We start from the raw sequence: 22,982 nt of genomic DNA, 5'->3' as shown, positions 1-22,982 counted from the left end.
GCCCTGGGGCCGGGGCGTACGCCAGGACCGGAGCGTCGGCGGGGGCGGACACACGCCAGGACCGGAGCGTCGGCGGGGGCGGACGAGGCCGCCCCCGCGGTCGTCACTTCTTCAGCAGCACCGACAGATCCTGGTCGGCCTCCGGCACCGCCACCGTCCCCCGGTCGTCCGGGAGACCCTGCACCGTGAACGCGGGCACGCCGCCCTCGCTCGCCACCTGGAGGGTGCGGGCGCCGTAAAGGGGCCCTCCGGAGACCCACTCCACGGTGAGCGCGTACGTCCCCTTGAGGCCGCTCGGTACGGGCATGTCGACGTCCTGTGTCGTACCGCCCTTGATCGTGAAGTCCTTCGTCACCGCCGTGCCGCCCTCACTGCCCGTGGACGCGGTGACCTTGGCGGTGGCCGTGCCGAACGGCGCGCTCAGCGAGAGCGTGGTCCCCTTGGCGCCGTTGCCGACGGCCGAGGCGCGCGTGCCGATCGGAGCGGTGGCCGGGATGAAGGCCGACTCCTGCTTGTCCCCCTTGCCCCGCACCACCTGCAGGGCGGCCACCACGGGGACCGCCGTGCCGGTGGGCGTGAGCACCAGGGAGCCCGCCTCGCCGCGTGTGACGTCATGGAGGTCGACGGTGGCGGTCATGTGGGACTTCACGTGCAGCGTCTCGTTCCCGGCCGGGGTGATGTCCCCGGAAGGGGAGGCGAGACGCACCTTGAGATCGGCGTCGGCGTCGCCGGGCGCGAAGGCGAACAGGCGGACGTCCGTGGCGTCCTTGGGGATGCCGGGCATGACCAGGGAGCCCGCCGGGTCCGTCGAGGCCGCCAGCCAGTCGCCGCCCAGCCTGTCGTCGAGGGCCTGTACGGCGGCGGCGACCCGGCCGCTGCGGACGCCCACGTGCACCGTGACGTCGCTCTCCTGCGCGTCCGTGGTCGTGGACAGCAGGACCGGCTCGCTGGAGTGCGGCGGGACCGTGATGCCGTCGGCGACGGTCGACTTCAGGGCGCCGTCCTTCCCGTACAGCTCGATGTCGACGACCGCGGCGGAGTCGTCGGGATTGGTCAGGTGCACGTAGTCGGTGCGGGAGGCGGTGGTGGCGGCTCCCGGGAACCAGAACTCGGTGTCCGGGGCGGTGCAGGTGGTGCCGAGCAGCCCTCGGCCGGTGCCCGCGGCGACCTGGGTGGTCTCCTGGACCGTCCAGCCGGGCGCGAACCGGCCCGTGGCGGTGCCGATGAGCGCGGGCGTGTCGGGGCCCGAGCTGTCGCCGGTGGCCGGGGTGCCGGGCTCCTTGGAGGGCACGGCCGGTGCGTCGGACTGCTTCTTGTCCTTGCTGTTCTTGCCGTCCTTGCCGTCCTTGCCGTCCTTGCCGCCCGTGCCGGAGTCCGGGCCGCCCGTGGCCTGTGTGCCCGCCGGGACGAGTTCGGCCTTGCCGCTGCCGCTCGTGCCCTTCGAGACGGGCGTGAAGGACGCGTACGAGGTCTCGGCGAGGTCGGAGGTGCTGGGCTCGGGGCACAGCAGACGGGTCCGCTCCACGGGCAGCCGGGCGGCCGTGCCCGCCGTGCCCGCCGTGCCGCTGCCGGACGCGTCCGGTGCGGTGAGCGCGGCGAATCCGGTGACGGCGGCGAGCGCGGTCGCGCCGGCGATCAGGGACAGGGTGGTGCGGTTCACTGCTGGCTCCCGTCGGGGCGCTCACTGTCGGTGCCGTGCGCCGGGTCGTACGGCGTGCCGTACCCCTGGGTGTACGTCGGGTCGTAAGGCGCCGCGGACCCGTAGCCGTACTGGGCGTCCTGGTAAGGGTCCGCCTGGTAGGAGTCCGTCTGGTACGGCTGCTGGTAGGCACCGGGCGGGTACTCCTGGGCGCCCTGGTACTGCTCGCCGCCGTAGGTGCCGTAGTCGGCGCCCTGGTATCCCGCCGTGTCCCACGCGCCGTACTCCGGCTGCTGCGGGACTGCGGCCGGCGCGGGGGCCTCCTCCGGAGGAGGAGGCGGAGCCTCGCCGTCCTGGCCGACTCCTTCGGCCTCGGCCTGAGCACGCAGCCGACGCGCACGGCGGCCCTCCCCGACGGTGTCCTGCGCGGGCACGGCGCGCTCCTCGGGGAGGTCGTCGTCGACGTCACGGCGGCGGCCCGGCAGAGCCAGCACCACGAGGACGACGGCGAGCGCACCCTGCGCCCACAGCCAGGCGGTGTGGCCGAACGGCGTGTCGTAGGTGACGTCCAACCTGCCGCCGGAGGCGGGCAGTTCGAAGCCCTGGGCCCAGCCGTCGACCGTGGTGCGGGTCAGCGGCCGGCCGTCCAGGGTGGCGGTCCAGCCCGCGTCGGCGGAGTCGGCGATCCGCAGGACGCGGTCCTCGGAGCCGGAGGGGATCTCGGTGTGGATCTCGACGGGACCGGCGGCGACCGGCTGCGGTGCGGCGGAGCCGCCGACGATCGCCGCGCGGGAGACCTGCCGGTCCAGCCGCCACAGGGCGCTTCCGTCCTGCTGGCTGAGCCGGCTCAGGCCGGGCGTGGCGTCCAGGACGCGGCTGACCTCGCGGGGCGCGCCCCTGCGGACGAGGACGTAGCGCACGGCGAAGCCGCCGAGTTCGTCCGCCTGGTCGGCTCCGGAGCCCGCCACCAGGTTGGCGACGACCTTGTCGAGCCGCCCGTTCTCGCTGCCCTCGGCGGCGAGTTCACCGTCGCCGAGGCGGGCGCCGGAGCCGCGGACCAGGGTGTAACCCACGCGCGCGGTGGAGTACCCGTCGAGGACGAGGGTGCGGGCCTGGTCGCTGGTGCCGCCCTCCTCGGCGACGAACGCGGGCACCTGCACGGGGTCGCGCCGCTCCAGGGGGCCGTCGGCGCCGCGGATCATCCATCCGGCGGCGATGAGCAGCGGGCCGGCCGCGGACGCGAACGCGATGAGCGCGGCGACCGGCTGACGCCAGCCGAAGCTCTGCTCGGCCACACGCGTGCGTGCGCCGTCCGCGCCGATCACGGCCGCCGTGAGGAGCGCGATCCCGTAGACGAGGGTCGCAGGTCCGGCCCAAGTGGAGCGGTTGGACAGGACCGCGAAGACGAGCGCCACCACGGCAACCGCCCACGCCGTCCGGATGCCCCCCTGGCGGTCGGTTCGCAGCAGGGCGGCCAGCGCGGCGAGGACCACGCCGATGAGCATCAGCCCACTGACGGTGCCCGGCCCGCCCGGACTCGCGCCGAGCAGGTCGGTGGCGGAGGCCGCGCTCGCGCCGTAGGCGAGTCCTGCCTCCTTGAAGAAGCCGAACGGCAGCAGCGACAGCGACCAGGGGGCGAGCATCAGCAGCGGGGTGCCCAGCTGGACCAGGAAGCGCAGGCCGTGAGCGGTGATGTCGTTCCTGCGCACGGCGAGCAGGGCCAGGCCGAGGACCAGGGCGATCGGCCACACGATCGGGGTGAACGCGGTGGCGAGGGTCAGCAGCAGGGCGTACGCCCAGGTGGCGCGCCAGCTGCCGCGCGTGCCCGGCGCATGGGCGAGCCCCGCGGCCGCGACGCCCGCGCGCGCGATGAGCGGCAGCAGGACCGCGAGGACCGCGGTCCCGATGCGGCCGCCGGCGAGGGCGCCCGTGGCGGCGGGCAGGAAGGCGTACGCAACGGAGGCCCAGGCGCGCAGCAGCCGCGACTCGACGACCGGACGCGAGGCGAAGTACGCGGTGAACCCGGCCAGCGGCACCGAGCAGACGAGCAGCACCGTGACCGCGAGTCCCGTGGAGCCGAACAGGATGCTCGCGAGCAGGGCGACGAGCGCGAGATAGGGCGGCGCCTGCTGGGTACCCCCCGCGCCGACCGGATGCCAGGCGTCGAGATACCGCGCCCACAGCTCGGAGGAGTCGGCGGGCGCGGGCAGCAGCGCACCTCCCGCGAGCGCGCCCCCGCCGAACAGGGCGCGGCAGGCGACCAGGGAGACGAGCAGGAGGACGGCGAAGAGCACCGGTCCGGGCTTGCGGGCGATGCGCTTGAGCCGGGCGAACTGCTCGACCTCCAGGAAGTCGGCGTCGTCGCCGCCGGGTCCGGATTCGATGGCCCCGCCGTGCCGGCCGGCCGAGGAGACCTCGGGGTCGGAGCGGCCCACGAGGCTGCCGGCGACCTGCTCGACGGTGGCCCGGACGGTCGCTCCGGGCGGCGGGAACAGCGGGCGCAGTTCGCCCTTGTCGACCTGCGGACGGCCGCGTCTGCGCCGCCCCGCGATGATCCGCTCCGGTCGCAGCAGGGTCCCCAGCAGGCCGCGCACCTCGTCGAGGGCCTGTCCCGGCGCCTTGCCGACCAGATACGCCACCGTGCGCAGCACGGTACCGAGCACCAGGCGGAGCAGGACCCAGGGCAGCTGTGCCGTCCGGGCGTTGACGAGGAGGGTGTAGACGGCCCCGGCCTTGTCCACCTTGTGCGGGGAGGCGGCGGTGCGGCCCACGCAGTCGACGGTGCGGCGCTCGCGGGAGGCGGCCTCGGCGTGCCGTACGACTGCGTCGGGGGCGATCAGGACGCGGTGGCCGGCGGCCTGGGCGCGCCAGCACAGGTCGACGTCGTCGCGCATCAGGGGCAGGTGCCGGTCGAACCCGCCGAGCTGCTCGAAGACGTCGCGCCGGATGAGCATGCCGGCCGTGGACACGGACAGCACCGGGCGGATGTGGTCGTGCTGGCCCTGGTCCTGTTCGCGGCGGTCCAGGCCGGTCCAGCGGCGGCCGGAGTTGGCGATGGTGACGCCGACCTCGAGGAGCTGCCGGCGGTCGTACCAGCCGCGGAGCTTGGGGCCGACCACGGCGACGTCGCGGCCCAGCTCGTGCTCCTGCTCCACGACGCGCAACAGCTCGGCCAGGGCGTCCGGTTCGGGTGCGCAGTCGTCGTGCAGGAGCCACAGCCACTGCACCGGCTCTCCGTATGGCAGCTCCGGCATGTCGTACGCCTCGTCCCGCCAGGTGCGGGTGACGGGGTCCCAGCCGCTGGGGCGCTTGAGGTAGGGCAGGTCGTCCGGGGTCAGCTGGGCCGCGGTGCGGCCCGCCTCGTCGACGGCCTGACCGAAACCGGTGCGCCGGGCGAGGTGGAGAACGCGCTCGGCGCCCAGGGCGTCGGTCAGCAGCCGGGCGGAGTCGTCCGCGCTGCCGGTGTCGGCCGCCACCGCGTTCTGCACGGGGCGCTCCTGGCCGAACAGCCCGGCGAGCACGTCGGGCAGCCACCGGGCGCCGTCGTGGGAGACGAGCACCGCGGTGACCACGTGGCGCGGGAACTCGGGCGGGCGGGTCGGCTCGAGCGGCGCCGGGCCGGGCTGCTCGAACGGAGCTGTGGCGGCGTCACGTTGGGCCGCCGTATGGCTGTGGACGGACATCGAGGTGCGGGCCCCGGTTCGATGGACTGCGGTGGACGCCTGTGCCCGCAGGGGGCAGCGGTGCGTCTCGGACGGAGGCCCACACTAACGGCTGGACAAGATCACGGCCCGCCGCCTGTGGACAGACCACCTGCGCCGGGCCGTTCGTTACGTAAGGGTGTGTGCCTTTTCATCGCTTGCCGACCGGGCCGGCCACCGCGCGTGCGTGCGCCTGCCCCACGGCATCCAGAACGCCTTTTCCGGACAGCGGGGCCGTCAGACGGCGGCCTTCTTGAGCCGGCGGCGCTCGCGCTCGGAAAGGCCGCCCCAGATACCGAACCGCTCGTCGTTGGCGAGTGCGTATTCGAGGCACTCCGAGCGGACCTCGCAGGCGAGGCAGACCTTCTTGGCCTCGCGGGTGGAGCCGCCCTTCTCGGGGAAGAAGGACTCGGGGTCGGTCTGGGCGCACAGCGCGCGCTCCTGCCAGCCGAGTTCCTCGTCCGCGTCGTCGACCAGCAGTTGCTGCACCAGCTCGGTCATGTGCGCCCCTCGTCTGTCTTTCGCGTCCCCGTGATGTAGCCGTTACCGAATCCGGCTGAACGACACGAGTGAAATTACAAGTGTGCCGATCCGGGCCAGTCAAGCCGAGATCTGCTATTGGGCCCCTTATTCACTCTGCGGAACCAAGGCCATGCGGAAAGTGTTCAAATCGACATAAACCCTGACACACAGCAGGGGTCCCGGCGGGCCTCCGACGACTCACAGAGAAGGACGCCCGCGGAATCGATCTCGTTCCGGCACGAGCGGCGAAGCGAACGGGATCACATTCGGATCACGAGATCGCAACGGGGTTCGTGCGCCTGGTTGTGCGCCATGTGTCCCCCCGACCGGCAGAACAAACCTTTCGTCTCCCGGATGAACCGGATGGGGTGAACCGGCTTCCACTTCCCGGACGTCAAGTTGACAGGCCGAGGTGTCAGCGGATGTCCTAGTGGGCATGCTCGCGAACTCGGCGCTCACCTCGACCCGCTCCACCGGGTCCCACGGTGCTGCACGTGCTCGCTGTAGCTGTTGCCGTTCCGGCTGTTGAGCCCTGCGCCCGCCCCCGCTCCGGCCGCCCTCGAGTCCACGCGACTCGGCTGTTGTTCCCTCCGCCCCTGCCGGGGCCCGCGCCACGCCCGTGACCCGGGCGGACGACGCGCGACATCCAGCCACCCGCCGCACTCCCCGCCGAGGACCCCGCACCCATGAACAGCGACAGCGACCTCCAGATCGCCGGCGACATCCTCGAAGTACCGCATCTGCTGCAGCCGCCGCGCGAGCACCCCGCCACGGTGGCCGAGTTCGCGGGTCTCGCCCGCTCCATCGCCGCCGACCGCTCCCAGTGGGAGCACCTCGTGCGGTACGACGCGACGTCCCGCTGGTACCACCGGCTGCGCACCGGCCCCGGCTACGAGGTGTGGCTGCTGTCCTGGGTGGCCGGGCAGGGCAGCAGGCCGCACGACCACGGGCGCTCGTCCGGCGTCCTGACCGTCCTGCACGGCGCACTCACCGAGCGCACGGAGCGCGGTACCCGCGCATTGCGTGCGGGGGCGCAGCGGGTGTTCGCACCGGGGTACGTACACGAAGTGGTGAACGACTCGCTGGATCCGGCGGTCAGCCTGCACGTCTACTACCCGGGCCTGACGGAGATGCCGATGCTCCCCGCGTCCCGCCTCCGCTCGGCCGGGGGGAGCGCCGTCGGCGCCCGCGCGGCGGAGCCCGGCACGGCGAACCCGGTCACGGCCTGAGCGACGGCCGCGCCCCCGTGGCGCGCGGCGCTGGCACTGGCACTGGCACTGGCACTGGCACTGGCAGCACGGTGACGCGCGGCGCGGGCACGGACACGGTGGCGCGCGGGGCGGGAGCAGAGGACCGCGGTCGCGCACAACCAGGTCACGCGTTGTCGTATCCGCCTGCAAGACTGGCTTCCATGCGCATTGTGGTTCTGGCAGGCGGTATCGGCGGTGCCCGGTTTCTGCGGGGTCTGAAGCGGGCCGCGCCCGACGCGGACATCACGGTCATCGGCAACACCGGCGACGACATCCACCTCTTCGGGCTGAAGGTGTGCCCGGACCTCGACACGGTGATGTACACGCTCGGCGACGGCATCAACGAGGAACAGGGCTGGGGCCGCGCCGACGAGACCTTCCACCTCAAGGAGGAACTCGCGGCGTACGGTGTCGGACCCGAGTGGTTCGGGCTCGGTGACCGCGACTTCGCCACGCACATCGTGCGGACGCAGATGATGAGCGCGGGCTATCCGCTCAGCGCGGTCACCGAGGCGCTGTGCGACCGCTGGAAGCCGGGCGTGCGGCTCATCCCCATGTCGGACGACCGCGTCGAGACGCATGTCGCCGTCACCCTGCCGGACGGCGACTCCGCCACGGGCCCCGGCGAGCGCAAGGCCATCCACTTCCAGGAGTACTGGGTGCGGCTGAGGGCCTCCGTCCCCGCCGAGGCTGTCGTGCCGGTCGGCGCCGAGCAGGCGAAGCCGGCGCCGGGCGTCCTGGAGGCCATCGCCGAGGCGGACATCGTGCTCTTCCCGCCGTCCAACCCGGTGGTGTCCATCGGCACCATCCTCGCGGTGCCCGGCATCCGCGAGGCCATCGCGGACGCCGGGGTGCCGGTGGTGGGCCTGTCCCCGATCATCGGTGACGCGCCGGTGCGGGGCATGGCCGACAAGGTGCTCGCGGCCATCGGCATCGAGTCGACGGCGGCGGCGGTGGCCGAGCACTACGGCTCGGGGCTGCTCGACGGCTGGCTCGTCGACACGGTGGACGCGGCCGCTGTGGAGCGCGTGGAGGCCGCGGGCATCCGCTGCCGCGCGGTGCCGCTGATGATGACCGACCTGGAGGCCACGGCCCGGATGGCCGGCGAGGCGCTGGCACTGGCGGAGGAGGTGCGGACCTCTTGAACGGGCTGCCCCCCGAGGGACCGGCCGGCGCCGCGGCCCTTCCCGGTTACCGGGTCTGGGCTCTGCCCGGTCTTCCCGAAGTCCGCCCCGGCGACGACCTCGCCAAGCTGATCGCGGCGTGCGACCCCGGGCTCGTCGACGGGGACGTGCTGCTGGTCACCTCGAAGATCATCTCCAAGGCGGAGGGGCGCGTGGTCCGGGCGGACGACCGGGAGGCCGCCATCGACGCCGAGACCGTGCGGGTGGTGGCCCGGCGGGGACCGCTCAGGATCGTCGAGAACCGGCAGGGGCTGGTCATGGCCGCCGGCGGGGTCGACGCCTCCAACACCCCGGCGGGGACCGTGCTGTTGCTGCCCGAGGACCCCGACGCGTCGGCCCGGGCCGTCCGGGACGGGCTGCGGGACGCGCTCGGTGTCGTCGTCGGCGTGATCGTCACGGACACCTTCGGGCGGCCGTGGCGCACCGGGCTCACCGATGTCGCCATCGGTGCCGCGGGCGTACGGGTGCTCGACGATCTGCGCGGCGGCGCGGACACGCACGGCAACCCGCTGAGCGCGACCGTCGTCGCCACCGCCGACGAGTTGGCCGCCGCGGGGGATCTGGTCAAGGGCAAGGCCGCCGGGCTGCCCGTCGCCGTCGTGCGAGGGCTGCCGCACGTGGTGGACGAGGACGACGGCGAGGGGGCGCGGGCGATGGTGCGCGATGCACGTGACGACATGTTCCGGCTGGGCACGTCCGAGGCGGTTCGGGAGGCGGTGACCCAGCGGCGTACGGTCCGGTCGTTCACCGACGAGCCCGTCGACCCCGGTGCCGTGCGCCGCGCGGTGGCCGCCGCGGTGACCGCGCCGGCGCCGCACCACACGACGCCGTGGCGGTTCGTGCTCCTGGAGTCCGGCGAGTCGCGCACGCGGCTGCTGGACTCGATGCGGGACGCCTGGATCGCCGATCTGCGGCGGGACGGCAAGAGCGAGGAGTCGATCGCGAAGCGCGTCCGGCGCGGGGACGTCCTGCGCAACGCGCCGTACCTCGTCGTGCCGTGCATGGTCATGGACGGGTCCCACGCCTACGGCGACATACGGCGGGACGCGGCGGAGCGGGAGATGTTCGTGGTCGCCGCCGGGGCGGGCGTGCAGAACCTGCTGGTCGCGCTCGCCGGGGAGCGGCTGGGCTCGGCGTGGGTGTCGTCGACCATGTTCTGCCGGGACGTCGTACGCGAGGTGCTGGGGCTGCCGGGGAACTGGGAGCCGATGGGGGCCGTGGCGGTGGGACATCCGGCCGAGGAGCCGAAGCAGCGGCCGAAGCGGGACGCGGAGGCGTTCATCGAGGTGAGGTGAGCGCGCTTGCGGGTACGGGCGCGCCCGGCGCGGCCCCGGGCCGCGGTCACGCCGCTCGCGGGGTACGGGTCCCGCCCGTGTCCGGCGTGCGCGCCCTCTACCCTCGTAGGCGCCCCGGATCCGTGGAAGCGGCGCCGGCGCCTGGCAGACCTCTTCAGCGGCATCCCCCGCAGCAGCCCCCAGGACCTCATGGCCGGACGATTCGCCCCTCGCCCCACCCGTACGACCGCGCGCGGTGGGCATGCCGTCGTGCCTGCCGGGGTACCGCGGCCGGCCGCGGCTCCGGGACGGCGGCGGACGTGGACCCCGCCCGGACCGCTGGATCTCGGACTGGTGCTCGGGCCGCTGCGGCGGGGGCCCGCGGATCCGACGTTCCGGGCGACGCCGGACGGCTCGGTGTGGCGGGCCAGCCGGACGCCCGTGGGACCGGGCACCCTACGGGTCGCGCTGCGGGGCGGGGCCGCCGAGGCCGAGTCGTGGGGGCCCGGGGCGCAGTGGCTGCTGGACCACCTGCCCGAGATGCTCGGCGCGGCGGACGACCCGGACGCGTTCCGGCCGCGGCACCGGCTGGTCGCGCTGGCGCGGCACCGGCGCCCGGGTCTGCGGCTGACGCGGACGGGGCTGGTGCTGGAGTCGCTGATCCCGTCGGTCCTGGAGCAGAAGGTCACCACGGACGAGGCGTACCGGGCGTGGCGGCTGCTCGTCCGGAAGTACGGAGAGCCCGCGCCGGGTCCCGCGCAGGGCCGGATGCATGTGATGCCGGCACCGCGGACATGGGCTCTGATCCCGTCCTGGGAGTGGCACCGGGCCGGGGTCGACGACAAGCGGGCGTCGACGATCCTGCGGGCGGTGCGGGTGGCCGCGCGGCTGGAGCAGGCGGTGGGGATGGAACCGGCCCAGGCGCAGGCGCGGCTGGAAGTGGTGCCGGGGATCGGGCCGTGGACGTCCGCGGAGACCGTGCAGCGCAGTCACGGGGCGGCGGACTCGGTGACCGTGGGGGATCTGCATCTGCCGGGCATCGTGGGTTACGCGCTGGCCGGGGACCGGAACGCGGACGACGCCATGATGCTGTCGCTGCTCGAACCCTATGCGGGGCAGCGGCACCGGGCGGCGCGGTTGATCCTGTTGAGCGGATGCGCGCCACCGCGGCGCGCCCCGCGGATGCGGCGGGGGGACATCGGACGGCTCTGACGGCTCTAGGGGGTGTTTCGAAAGTCCTGTGCGGTGCCCGCGGTGTCCGGCGCGTGCTCTCGGCGTGCCGGACGAAAGCCCTCGTACTGGACGTACTCGGGGTCTCGGCCGGTGCGGCGAGTGGGGGTGCCCCTGCTCGAAGAGCCTGGAGGAGCGTGCCGGGCGCCGTGGGTGCTGTGCGGGACTTCCGAAACACCTCCTAGCGGGCCCGTCGGGAGCGGGGGCCGGAGCCGCGCCCCGGCCCCCGTGCCGCCCCGGTCGGCCGCGCCCTCACCGGGCGGGGCGGCCGGACGTACCCGGGTTCCGGTGCGGCCTCACTGGTCCGACGAGAAGCGCACCGCGCCCGCCGGGATCCTGGCGTCGCACCAGACCCGTACTCCGTCGCGGAGTTCGTTGTCCGCGCCGACCACCGCGCCGTCGCCGATGACCGCGCCCGTGAGGATCGAGCGTTCGCCGATGCGGGAGCAGGCGCCGATCAGGGAGTCCGTGATCACGGCGCCCGGTTCCACGACCGCGCCGGACAGCAGCGTGCTGCCGGAGATCCGGGCGCCCTCCCCCACGAACGCCCCCTCACCGACCACCGTGCCGCCGGTCAGCTTGGCGTCCGTCGCGACCGACGCCGTCGGCAGGACCAGGCGGTCGCCGCAGCGCCCGGGCACCGCGGGGGACGGGGCGCGGCCCAGGACGAGGTCCGCCGAGCCGCGCACGAAGGCCGCGGGAGTGCCCAGGTCCAGCCAGTACGTGGAGTCGACCATGCCCTGCAGATGGGCCCCGGTCGTCAGGAGCTGCGGAAAGGTCTCCCGTTCGACGGAGACCGGGCGGCCCGCGGGGATCGCGTCGATCACCGAGCGGCGGAAGACGTACGCCCCCGCGTTGATCTGGTCGGTGACGATCTCCTCGGGGGTCTGCGGTTTCTCCAGGAACGCCGTCACCCGGCCCGTCCCGTCGGTGGGGACCAGCCCGTACGCCCTCGGGTCCGTCACCTTCGTCAGGTGGAGGGACACGTCCGCGCCCGTCGTCCGATGGGTGCGGACCAGGGCCCGGATGTCCAGGCCCGTGAGGATGTCCCCGTTGAAGACGAGGACCGGGTCGTCGGGGCCGGAGTGGAGGCGGCTCGCCACGTTGCGGATGGCGCCGCCCGTGCCGAGCGGTTCCTGCTCCGTGACGTACTCCAGTCGCAGGCCGAGGGCCGAGCCGTCGCCGAAGTAGGGCTCGAAGACCTCGGCCAGATAGGAGGTGGCGAGCACGATGTGCTCCACGCCCGCCGCCCTCGCCCGCGCCAACTGGTGCGTGAGGAAGGGGACCCCGGCCGCCGGGACCATCGGCTTCGGAGTGCGCACCGTGAGCGGGCGCAGCCGGGTGCCTTTGCCGCCGACCAGGAGGATCGCTTCTGTCACCTGTCGTCTCTGCTTCCTGCCGGGACCGGCCGACTGTCCGTCGGCCGGCCAGTGTATGCAGACCGTGTTGCGAGGACCGCTCAAGGCGTTGTGAGGACCGTTGGAGGTGCCTTCGACGACAGTGGGGTGTCCTTCGACGGCTGTGGGGGCAAGCCCCCCGCACACCTTCGTGCGGATGAACGCGTACGGCGTCTTGCGGGCCGTCGTCCGGTGTGGTGCCGGTCACCGTACGACGATGAGCGGGCGGTCCGTGCGACGTCGTGCGCCGGCCTCGTCCTCAGCGGCCCTGGTAGGCGGCCGCGGTGGCGCGGGCCGTGCCGAGTTTGCCGTAGAGCAGCCTTCCCGGGCACTCCGTGGCGAACCCGTCGCGATGGCCGGAGATCACATTCAGTCGTACGTTCTCACCCTTTGCGTAGAGATTGCCACCACCGGAGACCAGGTGTGTGGCGGCACGCGGATCCATGCTGGAGAGACCGAGTTTCCAGGCGGTGAGCTTGGAGAGGGCGGTGACCGCGGCGGCGGACGGGTTGCTGCCGGTATAGGTGCCGAGCACCGCGATCCCCGTGCTGTTGCTGTTGAATCCGAGGGTGTGCGCGCCCATGACGGGCTTCTCCACGCCCCCCGCGCGCCCCTCGTAGATGTTTCCGCACTTGTCGACGAGGAAGTTGTAGCCGATGTCCCGCCAGCCGCTGCTCACGACGTGGTAGCGGTAGATACTGCGGATGAGCGAAGGCGCCTGGGAGCAGGTGTAGTTGTTGCCCGAGGCCGTGTGGTGCACGAAGGCCACCTTCACGGTGCTCGTGTAGACGAAGCCCGTTTCCCGCAGGCTCTCGTCGGCCCCCCAGCCGCTGCGCGTGACGATGCGCGGCCGCGGGCCGATGTAGGGGCCCGTGCTGACCTGGCGCGCCTCCAGGTCCTTCTTCGTCGCCTCCCGGGTGAGCGCCGGGATCTCCGCTGTCCCCAGGGGTGCGAGGCCGGCGTTGGCGGCGGACGCCTCTGACACGGTGGACGCCGCTCCCGAACCGGTGGCCGATGCCGCCGCTCCCGAACCGGTGGCCGATGCCTCCGCGCCCGAACCGGTGGCCGATGCTTCGGCGCCCGTACCGGTGGCCGATGCCTCCGCGCCCGGCGCCCCCGCCGAGCCCGCGCCCTGCGCGCCGTGTGCGGGGGTGGTGCCGGCCGGCTCCGCGCCGGGGTCGACGAGTGCGACCCGGAGTCCGCCGGGAAGCCCCGGGCCGCGCGTCCCGCCGGACTCGTCCGCCTCGGCGCGTACTCGTACCTCGATGCCGTCCGAGTCGCCGACCCACAGGGGTGCCGTCGATCCGCGCACCCGGCTCGAACCGGCCTCGCCGGTGGCCGGGTCGGGGCCGTGGTCCGCGTTGTGCGTCTCGACCTCCTGCCATTCGGACCACCGGTCCGTGCCGCTGGCGCGGGTACGGATCTGGACGCGGCCGTGCAGTTCGGCTCTGGGGTCGTCCCAGACGACGCCGACAAGCGAGAAGGACCGTACGGCCCGGGGGGTCAGACCCCGTTCGGTCACCGCGCCGCCGCCACGAGGGCCGGTGAGGGGTACGAGGGGGAGGGACTGGGTACTGCCCGGAACGCCCGGCTCGGCGCCCGACCCGGCCGCCATGGCCGGGGAGGCGGGCGGCACGGTCAGGACCGCCGCACAGGCGACACCGATCAAGGAAGCTAGGTATCCACGCATGGCCACGATCTTGGGCATAGCCATACATGTATGTCCATCCGGGACTTGACGGGCCGTCGGCCGAACCGGTGGCCCTGAACACACCCGTCACACACCCGCCGGACCGTCCGGCGGGCCGCGCCCGCGTACGCTTGCGCGCGTGAACGCCACCGACCGCACCCCTGCCGACCTGCTGCGATCCGCACTCGCTGCGGACCCCGCGCGCCCGCTGGTGACCTTCTACGACGACGCCACGGGCGAACGCGTCGAACTCTCCAGGGCCACCTTCGCCAATTGGGTGGCCAAGACGGCCAACCTCCTGCAGGGCGACCTCGCCGCCGGGCCCGGCGACCGGGTCGCACTGCTGCTGCCCGCGCACTGGCAGACGGCGGTGTGGCTGCTCGCCTGCGCCTCCGTGGGTGCCGTCGCGGACGTCGGCGGCGACGCGGGCGCTGCCGACGTCGTCGTCACCGGGCCCGACACGCTGGACACGGCGCGCGCCTGCTCCGGGGAGCGCGTCGCCCTCGCCCTGCGCCCCCTCGGCGGCCGCTTCCCGCAGCCCCCGGCCGGCTTCGTCGACTACGCCGTCGAAGTGCCGGGCCAGGGCGATCGCTTCCAGCCCTTCGCGCCCGTCGACCCGGAGGAGCCGGCGCTCATCGTCGCCGGGGCGGAGCACACCGGCGCGGAGGTGGTGGAGCGGGCCCGTGCGGACGCCCCCGCGATCGGCCTGACGGGGCCCGGCTCCCGGCTGCTGTCCGGACTGCCGTACGACACCTGGGAGGGCCTGAGCGCCGGGCTGTACGCACCGTTGGCCACGGGAGGGTCGGTGGTGCTCTGCCGCCATCTGGAACGGCTCGGCGAGGATGCGCTGGCCAAGCGGATCGAGGACGAGAGGGTGACGACCACCGCGCGGTGAGACGCCGCCGCGGGCCGCGCGGGGCCGCTGGGGACCTTCCGCCCCCGGGCCGCGCGAGACGGCCGGGACCTTCCGCCCCCGGACCACACGAGACGGCCGGGACCTTCCGCCCCCGGGCCGGGGCACGGCCGCACACCGTGCGCCGCGGCCGGGGCGGGCAGCGGGCGCGGCGGGCGTACGTACCGGGCGTACGGGGGCACGGGCCCACGGCTCACGGCCCCTTGACCTCAGACCGCCGCATCCACCGCCAGGCCCCGAACGGCGCGCGGCGCGCAGTCCCCCGCCCCCCGTTCGGGCTAACACCGGCCGCCCCCAGCCCCCGCCCCGGGTCATGGTCGTAAGAGCACGACACGCTCGTACGCCACAAGGGGGTGGACCCGGCAGTGACTACCCAAGGCGCCCCACGGCGGCCAGGAGCGGACACCCCGCGCTTCCCCGGCCCCTCCCTCGGTCCCGCCCTCGGCGCCACACCCGCCGGCCCCGGCCTCATACGGCGCCGGCGCCGGCGCTGGATGCGCCGCTCCGCGCTCGGGCTCGCCCTGCTCGCGCTCGGGGCCGCCGGCGCCGGCTGGGCCGCGTACGAGAAGCTCGACTCGAACATCACCGCGGACAACGACGCCGCCTCCGAGCTCGCCCGGTACGAGAAGGAGCGGCCGACTGCGCTGGTCCGCGGCGCTCAGAACATCCTGCTCATCGGGTCCGACTCACGCGCGGGGGACGGCAACGGCCGCTATGGGCGGGACTCCGGGGCCGGGCGGTCCGACACCGTGATCCTGCTGCACCTCGCCGCCGACCGGCGCAGTGCCACCGCCGTCTCCCTTCCCCGCGACCTCATGGTCGATGTGCCGAGCTGCCGCAGACCGGACGGCAGCCGCACCGCGCCGGTGTTCACGATGTTCAACTACGCCTTCGCCGGCGGCGGCTCGGCGTGCACGATCCGCACCGTCGAGAAACTGACGGACATCCGCATCGACCATCACGTGGTGGTCGACTTCCACGGGTTCCAGGAGATGGTCGACGCGGTCGACGGCGTCCAGGTGTGCCTGAAGGCGCCGATCGACGACAAGGACGCCCGGGTGAAGCTGCCGGCGGGCAAGGTGACGCTCGACGGCGAGCAGGCGCTCGGCTACGTACGCGCCCGCAAGAGCCTCGGCGACGGCAGCGACACGGACCGCATGGAACGCCAGCAGCGCTTCCTCGGCGCACTCCTCGGCAAGGTGCGCAGCGACGGCGTCCTGCTGAATCCGGCGAAGCTGTACCCGGTGCTGGACGCCGCCACCTCGTCCCTCACCACGGATCCGGATCTGGCGAACCTGCGCGGGCTCTACGACCTCGTGCGCGGGCTGCGGACGCTTCCTCCGGAACGGGTGCAGTTCCTCACGGTGCCGCGCACCTCGTACCCGTCCGACGTGAATCGCGACCAACTCGTACAACCCGCGGCGGGGAGACTCTTCGCGCGGCTGCGCGCGGACCGGCCGGTGGAGGTCGCGAAGCAGCTCCCGGACATTTCAGCCGCACAATCGAGCGCCGCGGCGCCCGCACCGCCCGGTTACGGTGACCGTGGGGAGTCAGGCGACGACGGAATGTCGAACGGAAAGCGGACCCCCGCTCCCGAACCCACGCCCACATTCCGCGGAAACACGGCCGCACAGGACGCCTGCGGGTAAAGCACACACCAAGCGGGGGGACTGCGGAGCTAAGAAGTCTTCGAGAAATGGGGCGGATTGCCCAGTTGTAGGGGAGTGGAATTTGTCACCGCCGTCGCTTGACGCCGAACTGGGCGGATAGTGTGAGCGGTCCGGTGCTACGCCCACGAGGTCCGACCTGGGTTCGCGCACTGGGCGAAGAGACCCGAGCGCCTCGAGGGGGAAGGCGCCGCGTGGCCCCGACGGAGGATTCGGACAACCGTGGACGCGCAAGGCCGTGGGCGGGCGGACAACATCGACCCCGCAGACCAGTGGGTACTCAACCCGAACACCGGCGAATACGAACTGCGACTGAGCCCTTCCGCTCCGCAGTCGACCGTGCCCAGACCGCGGCGCGGGGCGCCCGCGGGGAACGCGCGGGGGGGCACGCGCACGGCTCCTGGCCCCCGAGGCCCGGAGCCCGACGCCCTGCCGGGCCAGCGCCGCCGCCGGGGAGCACCGGACGAGCCGCCCGGGCGGCGCCGGGGCCGCACCAAGTCCAAGCAGGGCAGGGGGAAGAAGATCCTGCTGTGGACCGGCGGCAGCATGGCGCTCATCCTGGTCGCCGTCACGGGCGCGGGTTATCTGTACCTCAAGCACCTCGAGGGCAACGTCACCACGACGGACGTCGGCGACGCCGCGAAGAAGGGCTTCAGCAAGGACGAGGCCTTCAACATCCTGATCATCGGTACCGACAAGCGCACCGGCAAGGGCAACACCGGCTACGGCGACAAGGGCAGCGTGGGGCACGCCGACACCAACGTCCTGCTGCACGTGTCCAAGGACCGGACGAACGCGACCGCGCTGAGCATCCCGCGCGACCTGATCGTCGACATCCCCGACTGCCCGACAAAGCAGCCCGACGGCACCACCAAGGTCATTCCCGGTACGCAGAACGTCCGCTTCAACACGAGCCTCGGCCAGGACGGCCGCGACCCCGGCTGCACGATGCGCACGGTCAAGGCGGTCACCGGCATCACTCCCGACCACTTCATGATGGCCGACTTCAACGCGGTGAAGACGCTGACCACGGCGGTGGGCGGCGTCGACGTCTGCGTAGGCAAGCCGATCAACGACAAGGAGTCGCACCTCAAGCTGCCCAAGGGCGAGTCCACGATCGAGGGCGAGCAGGCCCTCGCGTTCGTGCGCACCCGGCACAGCTTCGGCAACCAGGGCGACCTGGACCGGATCAAGGTGCAACAGCAGTTCCTCGGCGCGCTGGCCCGCAAGATGACTTCCAGCGACACACTCACCGACCCCGGCAAGCTGCTGGACCTGGCGGAGGCCGCCACCAAGGCGCTCACCGTCGACACCGGCATCGGCAAGGTGAGCACGCTCAGGGACGTCGCCCTGGAACTGAAGAAGGTACCGCCGAAGAACATCACCTTCACCACGGTGCCGGTGAGGGACAACCCCGCCGAGAAGATCAGGGCGACGGTCGTCCTCGACGAAACGCCGGCCAGGCAGCTGTTCCAGATGATCAACGACGACGACTCGCTGACGGCGGTCAAGCAGAAGAAGAAGCAGGAGAACGCCGCGGTGGCGGCCCGGCTCAAGGGATCCCGCTCGGCCGCCTCCGACGTCCGTGTCGACATCTACAACGGCGGCGCGCCGTCCGGCAGCGCACAGGAAACTCTTAACTGGCTGCAGAACAATGAGGGAGTTCTCAAGTCCAGCCAACTCGGTAACGCGACCGCAACCCTCGCCAGGACGACCCTCGAGTACTCTCCGGACCAGGCCGACCAGGCACGCAAACTGGCGGACATCATGGGGTTGCCCGCGTCGGCGATGAAGCCGGGCAAGAGCGAGAAGAACGCCCAGGGTCTGCCTGCGATCGTGCTGACCCTCGGCCAGGACTTCAAGGGGGCCGGGGTCTCTTTGAGCGCGCCCGCCAAGGCGCCGGAGAACATCCAGAAGGCCACCGCGGACAAGCAAGTGTGCTCGACGTGATGACCTGACGACCGGTTTACGCGTCTTACTGGACGCGGACGCGCCCGGCGGGTGTGCGACCCGGCGGGCGCGCCGTGTCGGGAAGGGGACGCGCAGCACATCCGTTGGGGTGCCACGGGCGTCTCACCGTACGGCGAATGTTCCGGAAGAGCGCATCCTGGCGGACTCCGGAGCCATGGGACGGACCGGCGTGTGTCGGGCGCAGGGTGGGGAGGGCAGGGACTTGGTGCAGAGCAGTGTGCGTCGAAAGGGGGCGCGACCACGTGACCGGGACGCCGGTGAGCTGGGCTGGGACGACAGTCTGTACGAGCGCGGCGGCGACGCCGTTCAGGACGGCGACGGTCCGCCGTCGGCGCCGCACGGTCAAGGCCGGCGCGGTGGCGAACCCCCGCGCCGCAGGCGCCGCGTCCTGCGCTGGTCGGCGACTGTTCTGGCGGTCGTGATACTCGGCACCGCCGGTGCCGGATATCTCTACTACCAGCATCTGAACGACAACCTGAAGAAGGACGACCTCAACATCGGGGACGAGAAGGACCGTGCGTCCGTGTCGAAGCCGAACGCCGCGGGCCAGACCCCCCTGAACATCCTCCTCCTCGGGTCGGACGCGCGTGACTCCGCGGAGAACCAGAAGCTCGGCGGCGCGAGGGACACGTTCGGGGCTCCGCCCCGCGCCGACGTCCAGATGCTGCTGCACGTCTCGGCGGACCGCACCAACATGTCGGTGGTCAGCATGCCGCGCGACACCCTGCTGCAGATCCCCAAGTGCACCGATCCGAAGACCGGGCGCGTCTACCCGTCCTCGACGCTGGCGATGACGAACGACTCGCTGGGCCGCGGCGGCCCCGGTTGCACGGTCGCCACCTGGGAGAAACTCACCGACATCCACATCGACCACTTCATCATGGTCGACTTCGCGGGCGTGGTGTCGATGGCCGACGCGATCGGCGGCGTGCCGGTGTGCGTGGACAAGAACATCTACTCCCGCACCGCCTCCGGCCACGGCTCGGGCCTGAAGCTGAAGGCGGGCACCACCTACGTCAAGGGCACGCAGGCCCTGCAGTGGCTGCGCACCCGCTATGGGTTCGAGGACGGCAGCGACATCGCCCGGACCAAGGCGCAGCACCAGTACATGGGCGCGCTGGTACGCCAGCTGCGCGCCAACGCCACCCTGAGCAACCCGGACAAGCTGCGCAATCTCACGGAGACGGCCACCAGGGCGCTCACCGTGGACAAGGGGCTCGGCACGGTCGCCAAGCTCTACGACCTGAGCGGCGAGCTGAAGAAGGTGCCCGCCGACCGCATCACGATGACGACGATGCCGTACGTGTACTCCGGCGCCCGGGTGCGGCCCAAGCCCGGTGACGCGGAGCAGTTGTTCCGTCTGGTGCGCGAGGACATCCCGCTGGACGGCAAGGGCGAGAAGAAGAAGCCCGCGGCCGAGACGACGGTGGCGCCGACGGACACCGACGACAAGATCGCGGTGCAGGTGCAGAACGGCACCCGGACGTCCACGCTGGGGCCGGTGAGCGGACGGGCGGGCACGGTGGCCCAGCTCCTCGTCGGCAAGGGCTTCACCCAGGCCAGGAAGGACTCCTCGGTGGTGCTGGCCGAGGACAGGACGGTGGTCCGCTACCCCAGCGCGGACCTGAAGGGCGACGCCCAGCGGGTCGCCAAGGCCCTGGGGATCCCGGCGAGTTCGGTGAAGAAGTCGACGGACGTCTCCGGAGTCACCCTCGTCGTGGGCGCCGACTGGCGGTCGGGCACGGCCTACGAGGCACCCGCGGAGGACAACACGACGCCGTCGTCCGCGGACGCGCTCAACGGGGCGACGAAGAAGTGCATGACGGTGGACCCGAACTACACCTGGTGACCGACCGCCTCGGGGCCCTCTCCACCACGGCGGGGCCCCGACCGGGTGCGGATCCCGTCAGCCGGAGACGACGACCGCCGGCCGCCGCGATGCGATGACCCTCTTCGCCAGTGCCTTCGGGCTGGTCAGGAACCCCCAGCCCCACGACATGTGCATGGTGGCGAGGGCGACGGGGATCTGCAGCCGCGCTGTCAGCGGCAGGCCCCTGCCCGCGGGGACGGAGCCGAGGACGATCGCCGCGAGATAGCCGCCGGGGACCACGAAGCCCCACGGGGTCAGCGCGGCGCCCGCCACGATGCCCGCGGCGATCGCGCAGACGGCGGCCGGCGGGGCGAGATAGCGCAGGTTGATGGAGCCCTGGTGGAAGCGGGCGACGACGTGCCGCCAACGCCCGTAGTCCTTGTACTGCTTGGCAAGCGCGCGCACCGAGGGCCGGGGGCGGTACGACACCCTCAGCTCCGGCGAGAACCAGATGAGGCCGCCCGCCTCGCGGATGCGGAAGTTGAGCTCCCAGTCCTGGGCGCGGATGAACTCCTCGTTGTAGCCGCCCTGCTGCTCCAGGGCCTCGCGCCGGAAGACACCGAGATAGACGGTCTCCGCCGGGCCGGCCTCGCCGCCCGTGTGGAAGGCGGCGTTCCCGACGCCTATCTTCGAGGTCATGGCGGCGGCGACCGCGTGCTCCCAGTCGTTCTCGCCCTCGGCGTGCATGATGCCGCCGACGTTCTGCGCGCCGGTCTCCTCCAGGAGGCGTACGGCGGTCGCTATGTAGTTCGGCGAGAGCATGCCGTGACCGTCGACGCGGACCACGATCGGGTGGCGGGACGCCTTGATGGCGGCGTTGAGCGCGGCGGGCGTGCGGCCGGTCGGGTTCGGGACGGTGTGCACGCGCACGCGTTGATCGGATGCCGTCTCGCGGACCAGTTCCGCGGCGATCTCGTCCGTGCGGTCCGTGGACGGGCCGAGGGCGATCACGACCTCCATCTCGCCGCCGTACTCCTGGGCGAGGATCGCTTGGACGGCTCCGCGCAGGTGCCGCTCCTCGTTGAGGACGGGCATGATCACGGACACGGCGGGGAGCTGCACGTCGGGCTTCGCGTTCATAGGGGCCTCACGTTACCGCGAACGGGGGACACCGGTGCGCGCCGCCCGGGCGCCGCCCCGAGCCGCAGATCGTATGGGCCTACGGTGCTCACGGATCCCACGCCCAGCCCCGCGGAGGTGTCCCCCGTGCCCGCACCGACCCGCTCGCCCGTGCGCCGTCCGCCGGTCCGCCGCTCCCCCGGGCGGCGGCCGCGTGTCCCGCGGAAGAGGCCCGGCTGGGCCGTCCGGGCGATCACCACGCTCTCCGTGGCCGTCCTCGCCTCGGCCGGCATCGGGCACGCCGTGATCACCAGCCTCGACGAGGACATCGCCCGGGTCGATCCCTTCAAGGACATGAAGAACCGCCCCGCGGCCGGCCACGGCATGAACATCCTGCTGGTCGGCACCGACGGCCGTGACAGGATCACGGACGCGCAGCGGCGGGCGTACCGCCTCGGCGGCGCGGCCTGCCACTGCACCGACACGGTCATGATCGTGCACATCTCGGCGCACCGGGACCGGGCCACCGTCGTGAGCCTGCCGCGCGACTCGTACGCGCAGGCCCCGGCGCACACGGACCTGACCACCGGGCAGCGGCACGGCGCCCATCCGATCAAGCTGAACGCCGCGTACGCGGAGGGCGGCCCGAACCTGACGGTGCACACGATCGAGAACATGACCCACCTCAAGATCGATCACTATCTGGAGGTCGACTTCGTCAGTTTCATGAAGACGGTGGACGTCCTCGGCGGCGTCCGGGTGTGCACCCCGCAGCCGATGAAGGACCCGTACACCGGACTCGACCTGCCCGCGGGCACGCATGTGCTCAAGGGCGGGCAGGCACTGCAGTACGTGCGGTCCCGGCACGTCGACGGGGCCTCCGACCTGGGCCGGATGCAGCGGCAGCAGAGGTTCCTGGCGGCACTCATCGACCGGGCGACGTCGTCGGGCGTGCTGCTGAACCCGATCAGGTTCCGGGACGTGACACGGGCCGTGCTGGGCTCGGTGCGGGCGGACCGGGGCTTCGGCACGAACGAGCTGCTCGACCTGGGCCGGGTGATGCGGAACTTCTCGCCGCGCTCCTCGGAGTTCACCACCGTGCCGATCGCGCAGATGGGCTACCGGGGCGACGACCTCGGCTCGACCGTGAAGTGGGACGACGCGAAGGCCGGTGCGCTGTTCCAGTCGCTGCGCGACGACAGGCCGCTCATCCCGCCCCACCCGGAGAAGAGGGGCCCGGCGGCGACGCGGGTGGAGGTGCCCCCGCAGCAGATCCGGGTGCGGGTCGAGAACGGGACGGTCACGGAGGGGCTCGGCAGGCGCATGGACGACGCGCTCGCGGCCACCGGATTCCGGACGACGCGGCAGCCGGGGAACGCGGCGAACCGGGCGGTGCGGCGCACGGTCGTCGTCTACGACCCGCGCTGGGACCGCTCGGCGAAGGCTCTCGCCGCGGCCCTGCCGGGCAGCGAACTGCGCCCGGCACCGGGCCAGGGTCCGACGCTGAAGGTGATCGCGGGCGCGGACTTCAAGGAGGTGCGGCCGGTGAGGGCGGCGGGCCCGAAGGGCCCGCAGGAGGTGGTGACCGGGGACCAGGTGGTGTGCCCGTAGGGCC

The 22,982-nt window shown here is 72.8% G+C and carries 15 protein-coding genes; 9 read left to right on the top strand and 6 right to left on the bottom strand.

Annotated features, from left to right (window positions below; translation table 11 throughout):
- Positions 1-103 precede the first annotated feature (103 nt).
- The 3 genes from ACFSL4_RS37085 to ACFSL4_RS37075 form a co-directional block, all read right to left on the bottom strand.
- Positions 104-1,660: a DUF5719 family protein gene (locus ACFSL4_RS37085; RefSeq protein WP_381092516.1), complete on the bottom strand. Its 1,557-nt coding sequence runs from the start codon at positions 1,658-1,660 to the stop codon at positions 104-106.
- The gene (locus ACFSL4_RS37080; protein WP_381092515.1) at positions 1,657-5,322 is read right to left on the bottom strand and encodes a glycosyltransferase family 2 protein; all 3,666 of its coding nucleotides are present in this window, start codon (positions 5,320-5,322) and stop codon (positions 1,657-1,659) included. Before ACFSL4_RS37080 ends, ACFSL4_RS37085 begins: the two co-directional genes overlap by 4 nt.
- A 255-nt stretch (positions 5,323-5,577) precedes the next feature.
- Entirely contained in the window at positions 5,578-5,841 is a 264-nt protein-coding gene (locus tag ACFSL4_RS37075; protein ID WP_003975777.1) for a WhiB family transcriptional regulator, read from the bottom strand.
- A 707-nt stretch (positions 5,842-6,548) separates the two neighbouring features.
- Between ACFSL4_RS37075 and ACFSL4_RS37070 the strand changes: the two genes are divergently transcribed.
- The 4 genes from ACFSL4_RS37070 (at position 6,549) to ACFSL4_RS37055 (ending at position 10,782) form a co-directional block, all read left to right on the top strand.
- Positions 6,549-7,091: a cysteine dioxygenase gene (locus ACFSL4_RS37070; protein WP_381092514.1), complete on the top strand. Its 543-nt coding sequence runs from the start codon at positions 6,549-6,551 to the stop codon at positions 7,089-7,091.
- Positions 7,092-7,273: 182 nt separating this feature from the next.
- A complete protein-coding gene (gene cofD / locus ACFSL4_RS37065; RefSeq protein WP_381092513.1) occupies positions 7,274-8,257 on the top strand; it encodes a 2-phospho-L-lactate transferase in 984 nt (327 codons plus the stop codon).
- On the top strand, positions 8,254-9,591 hold the full coding sequence (locus ACFSL4_RS37060; RefSeq protein ID WP_381092512.1) for a coenzyme F420-0:L-glutamate ligase: 1,338 nt from the start codon (positions 8,254-8,256) through the stop codon (positions 9,589-9,591). The genes cofD and ACFSL4_RS37060 overlap by 4 nt, the downstream gene beginning before the upstream one ends.
- A 189-nt stretch (positions 9,592-9,780) precedes the next feature.
- Positions 9,781-10,782 (top strand): DNA-3-methyladenine glycosylase family protein, encoded by a 1,002-nt coding sequence (locus ACFSL4_RS37055; protein WP_381092511.1) that lies wholly within the window; start codon positions 9,781-9,783, stop codon positions 10,780-10,782.
- Between the two features lie 314 nt (positions 10,783-11,096).
- Here ACFSL4_RS37055 and manB read toward each other — a convergent pair whose 3' ends face one another.
- Positions 11,097-12,179: a mannose-1-phosphate guanylyltransferase gene (gene manB / locus ACFSL4_RS37050; RefSeq protein ID WP_381092510.1), complete on the bottom strand. Its 1,083-nt coding sequence runs from the start codon at positions 12,177-12,179 to the stop codon at positions 11,097-11,099.
- Between the two features lie 277 nt (positions 12,180-12,456).
- The gene (locus ACFSL4_RS37045) at positions 12,457-13,905 is read right to left on the bottom strand and encodes a peptidoglycan recognition protein family protein (protein ID WP_381092530.1); all 1,449 of its coding nucleotides are present in this window, start codon (positions 13,903-13,905) and stop codon (positions 12,457-12,459) included.
- Between the two features lie 121 nt (positions 13,906-14,026).
- Here ACFSL4_RS37045 and ACFSL4_RS37040 point away from each other — a divergent pair, with 121 nt between their 5' ends.
- The 4 genes from ACFSL4_RS37040 to ACFSL4_RS37025 all read left to right on the top strand — a co-directional run bounded on the left by ACFSL4_RS37040 (position 14,027) and on the right by ACFSL4_RS37025 (position 20,287).
- On the top strand, positions 14,027-14,782 hold the full coding sequence (locus ACFSL4_RS37040; protein ID WP_381092509.1) for a TIGR03089 family protein: 756 nt from the start codon (positions 14,027-14,029) through the stop codon (positions 14,780-14,782).
- 512 nt (positions 14,783-15,294) lie between these two features.
- Positions 15,295-16,449, top strand: a complete 1,155-nt coding sequence (locus ACFSL4_RS37035; RefSeq protein WP_381092529.1) for an LCP family protein — start codon at positions 15,295-15,297, stop codon at positions 16,447-16,449.
- Positions 16,450-16,689: 240 nt separating this feature from the next.
- Positions 16,690-18,417 carry an LCP family protein gene (locus ACFSL4_RS37030; RefSeq protein ID WP_381092508.1) on the top strand — a complete coding sequence of 576 codons (1,728 nt, stop codon included), beginning with the start codon at positions 16,690-16,692 and terminating at the stop codon, positions 18,415-18,417.
- A gap of 223 nt (positions 18,418-18,640) precedes the next feature.
- Positions 18,641-20,287, top strand: coding sequence for an LCP family protein (locus ACFSL4_RS37025; protein ID WP_381092507.1), 1,647 nt, complete (start codon positions 18,641-18,643; stop codon positions 20,285-20,287).
- Positions 20,288-20,344: 57 nt separating this feature from the next.
- On the opposite strand, the gene ACFSL4_RS37020 is transcribed toward ACFSL4_RS37025, so the two are convergent.
- Positions 20,345-21,388, bottom strand: coding sequence for a glycosyltransferase family 2 protein (locus ACFSL4_RS37020; RefSeq protein ID WP_381092506.1), 1,044 nt, complete (start codon positions 21,386-21,388; stop codon positions 20,345-20,347).
- Positions 21,389-21,514: 126 nt separating this feature from the next.
- Here ACFSL4_RS37020 and ACFSL4_RS37015 point away from each other — a divergent pair, with 126 nt between their 5' ends.
- Entirely contained in the window at positions 21,515-22,978 is a 1,464-nt protein-coding gene (locus tag ACFSL4_RS37015; protein WP_381092505.1) for an LCP family protein, read from the top strand.
- The last annotated feature ends 4 nt before the right edge of the window (positions 22,979-22,982 follow it).

It is taken from the genome of Streptomyces caeni, from assembly GCF_042678285.1.
Lineage (GTDB): Bacteria > Actinomycetota > Actinomycetes > Streptomycetales > Streptomycetaceae > Streptomyces > Streptomyces caeni.
This window is presented reverse-complemented; position numbering and strand designations above follow the sequence as displayed.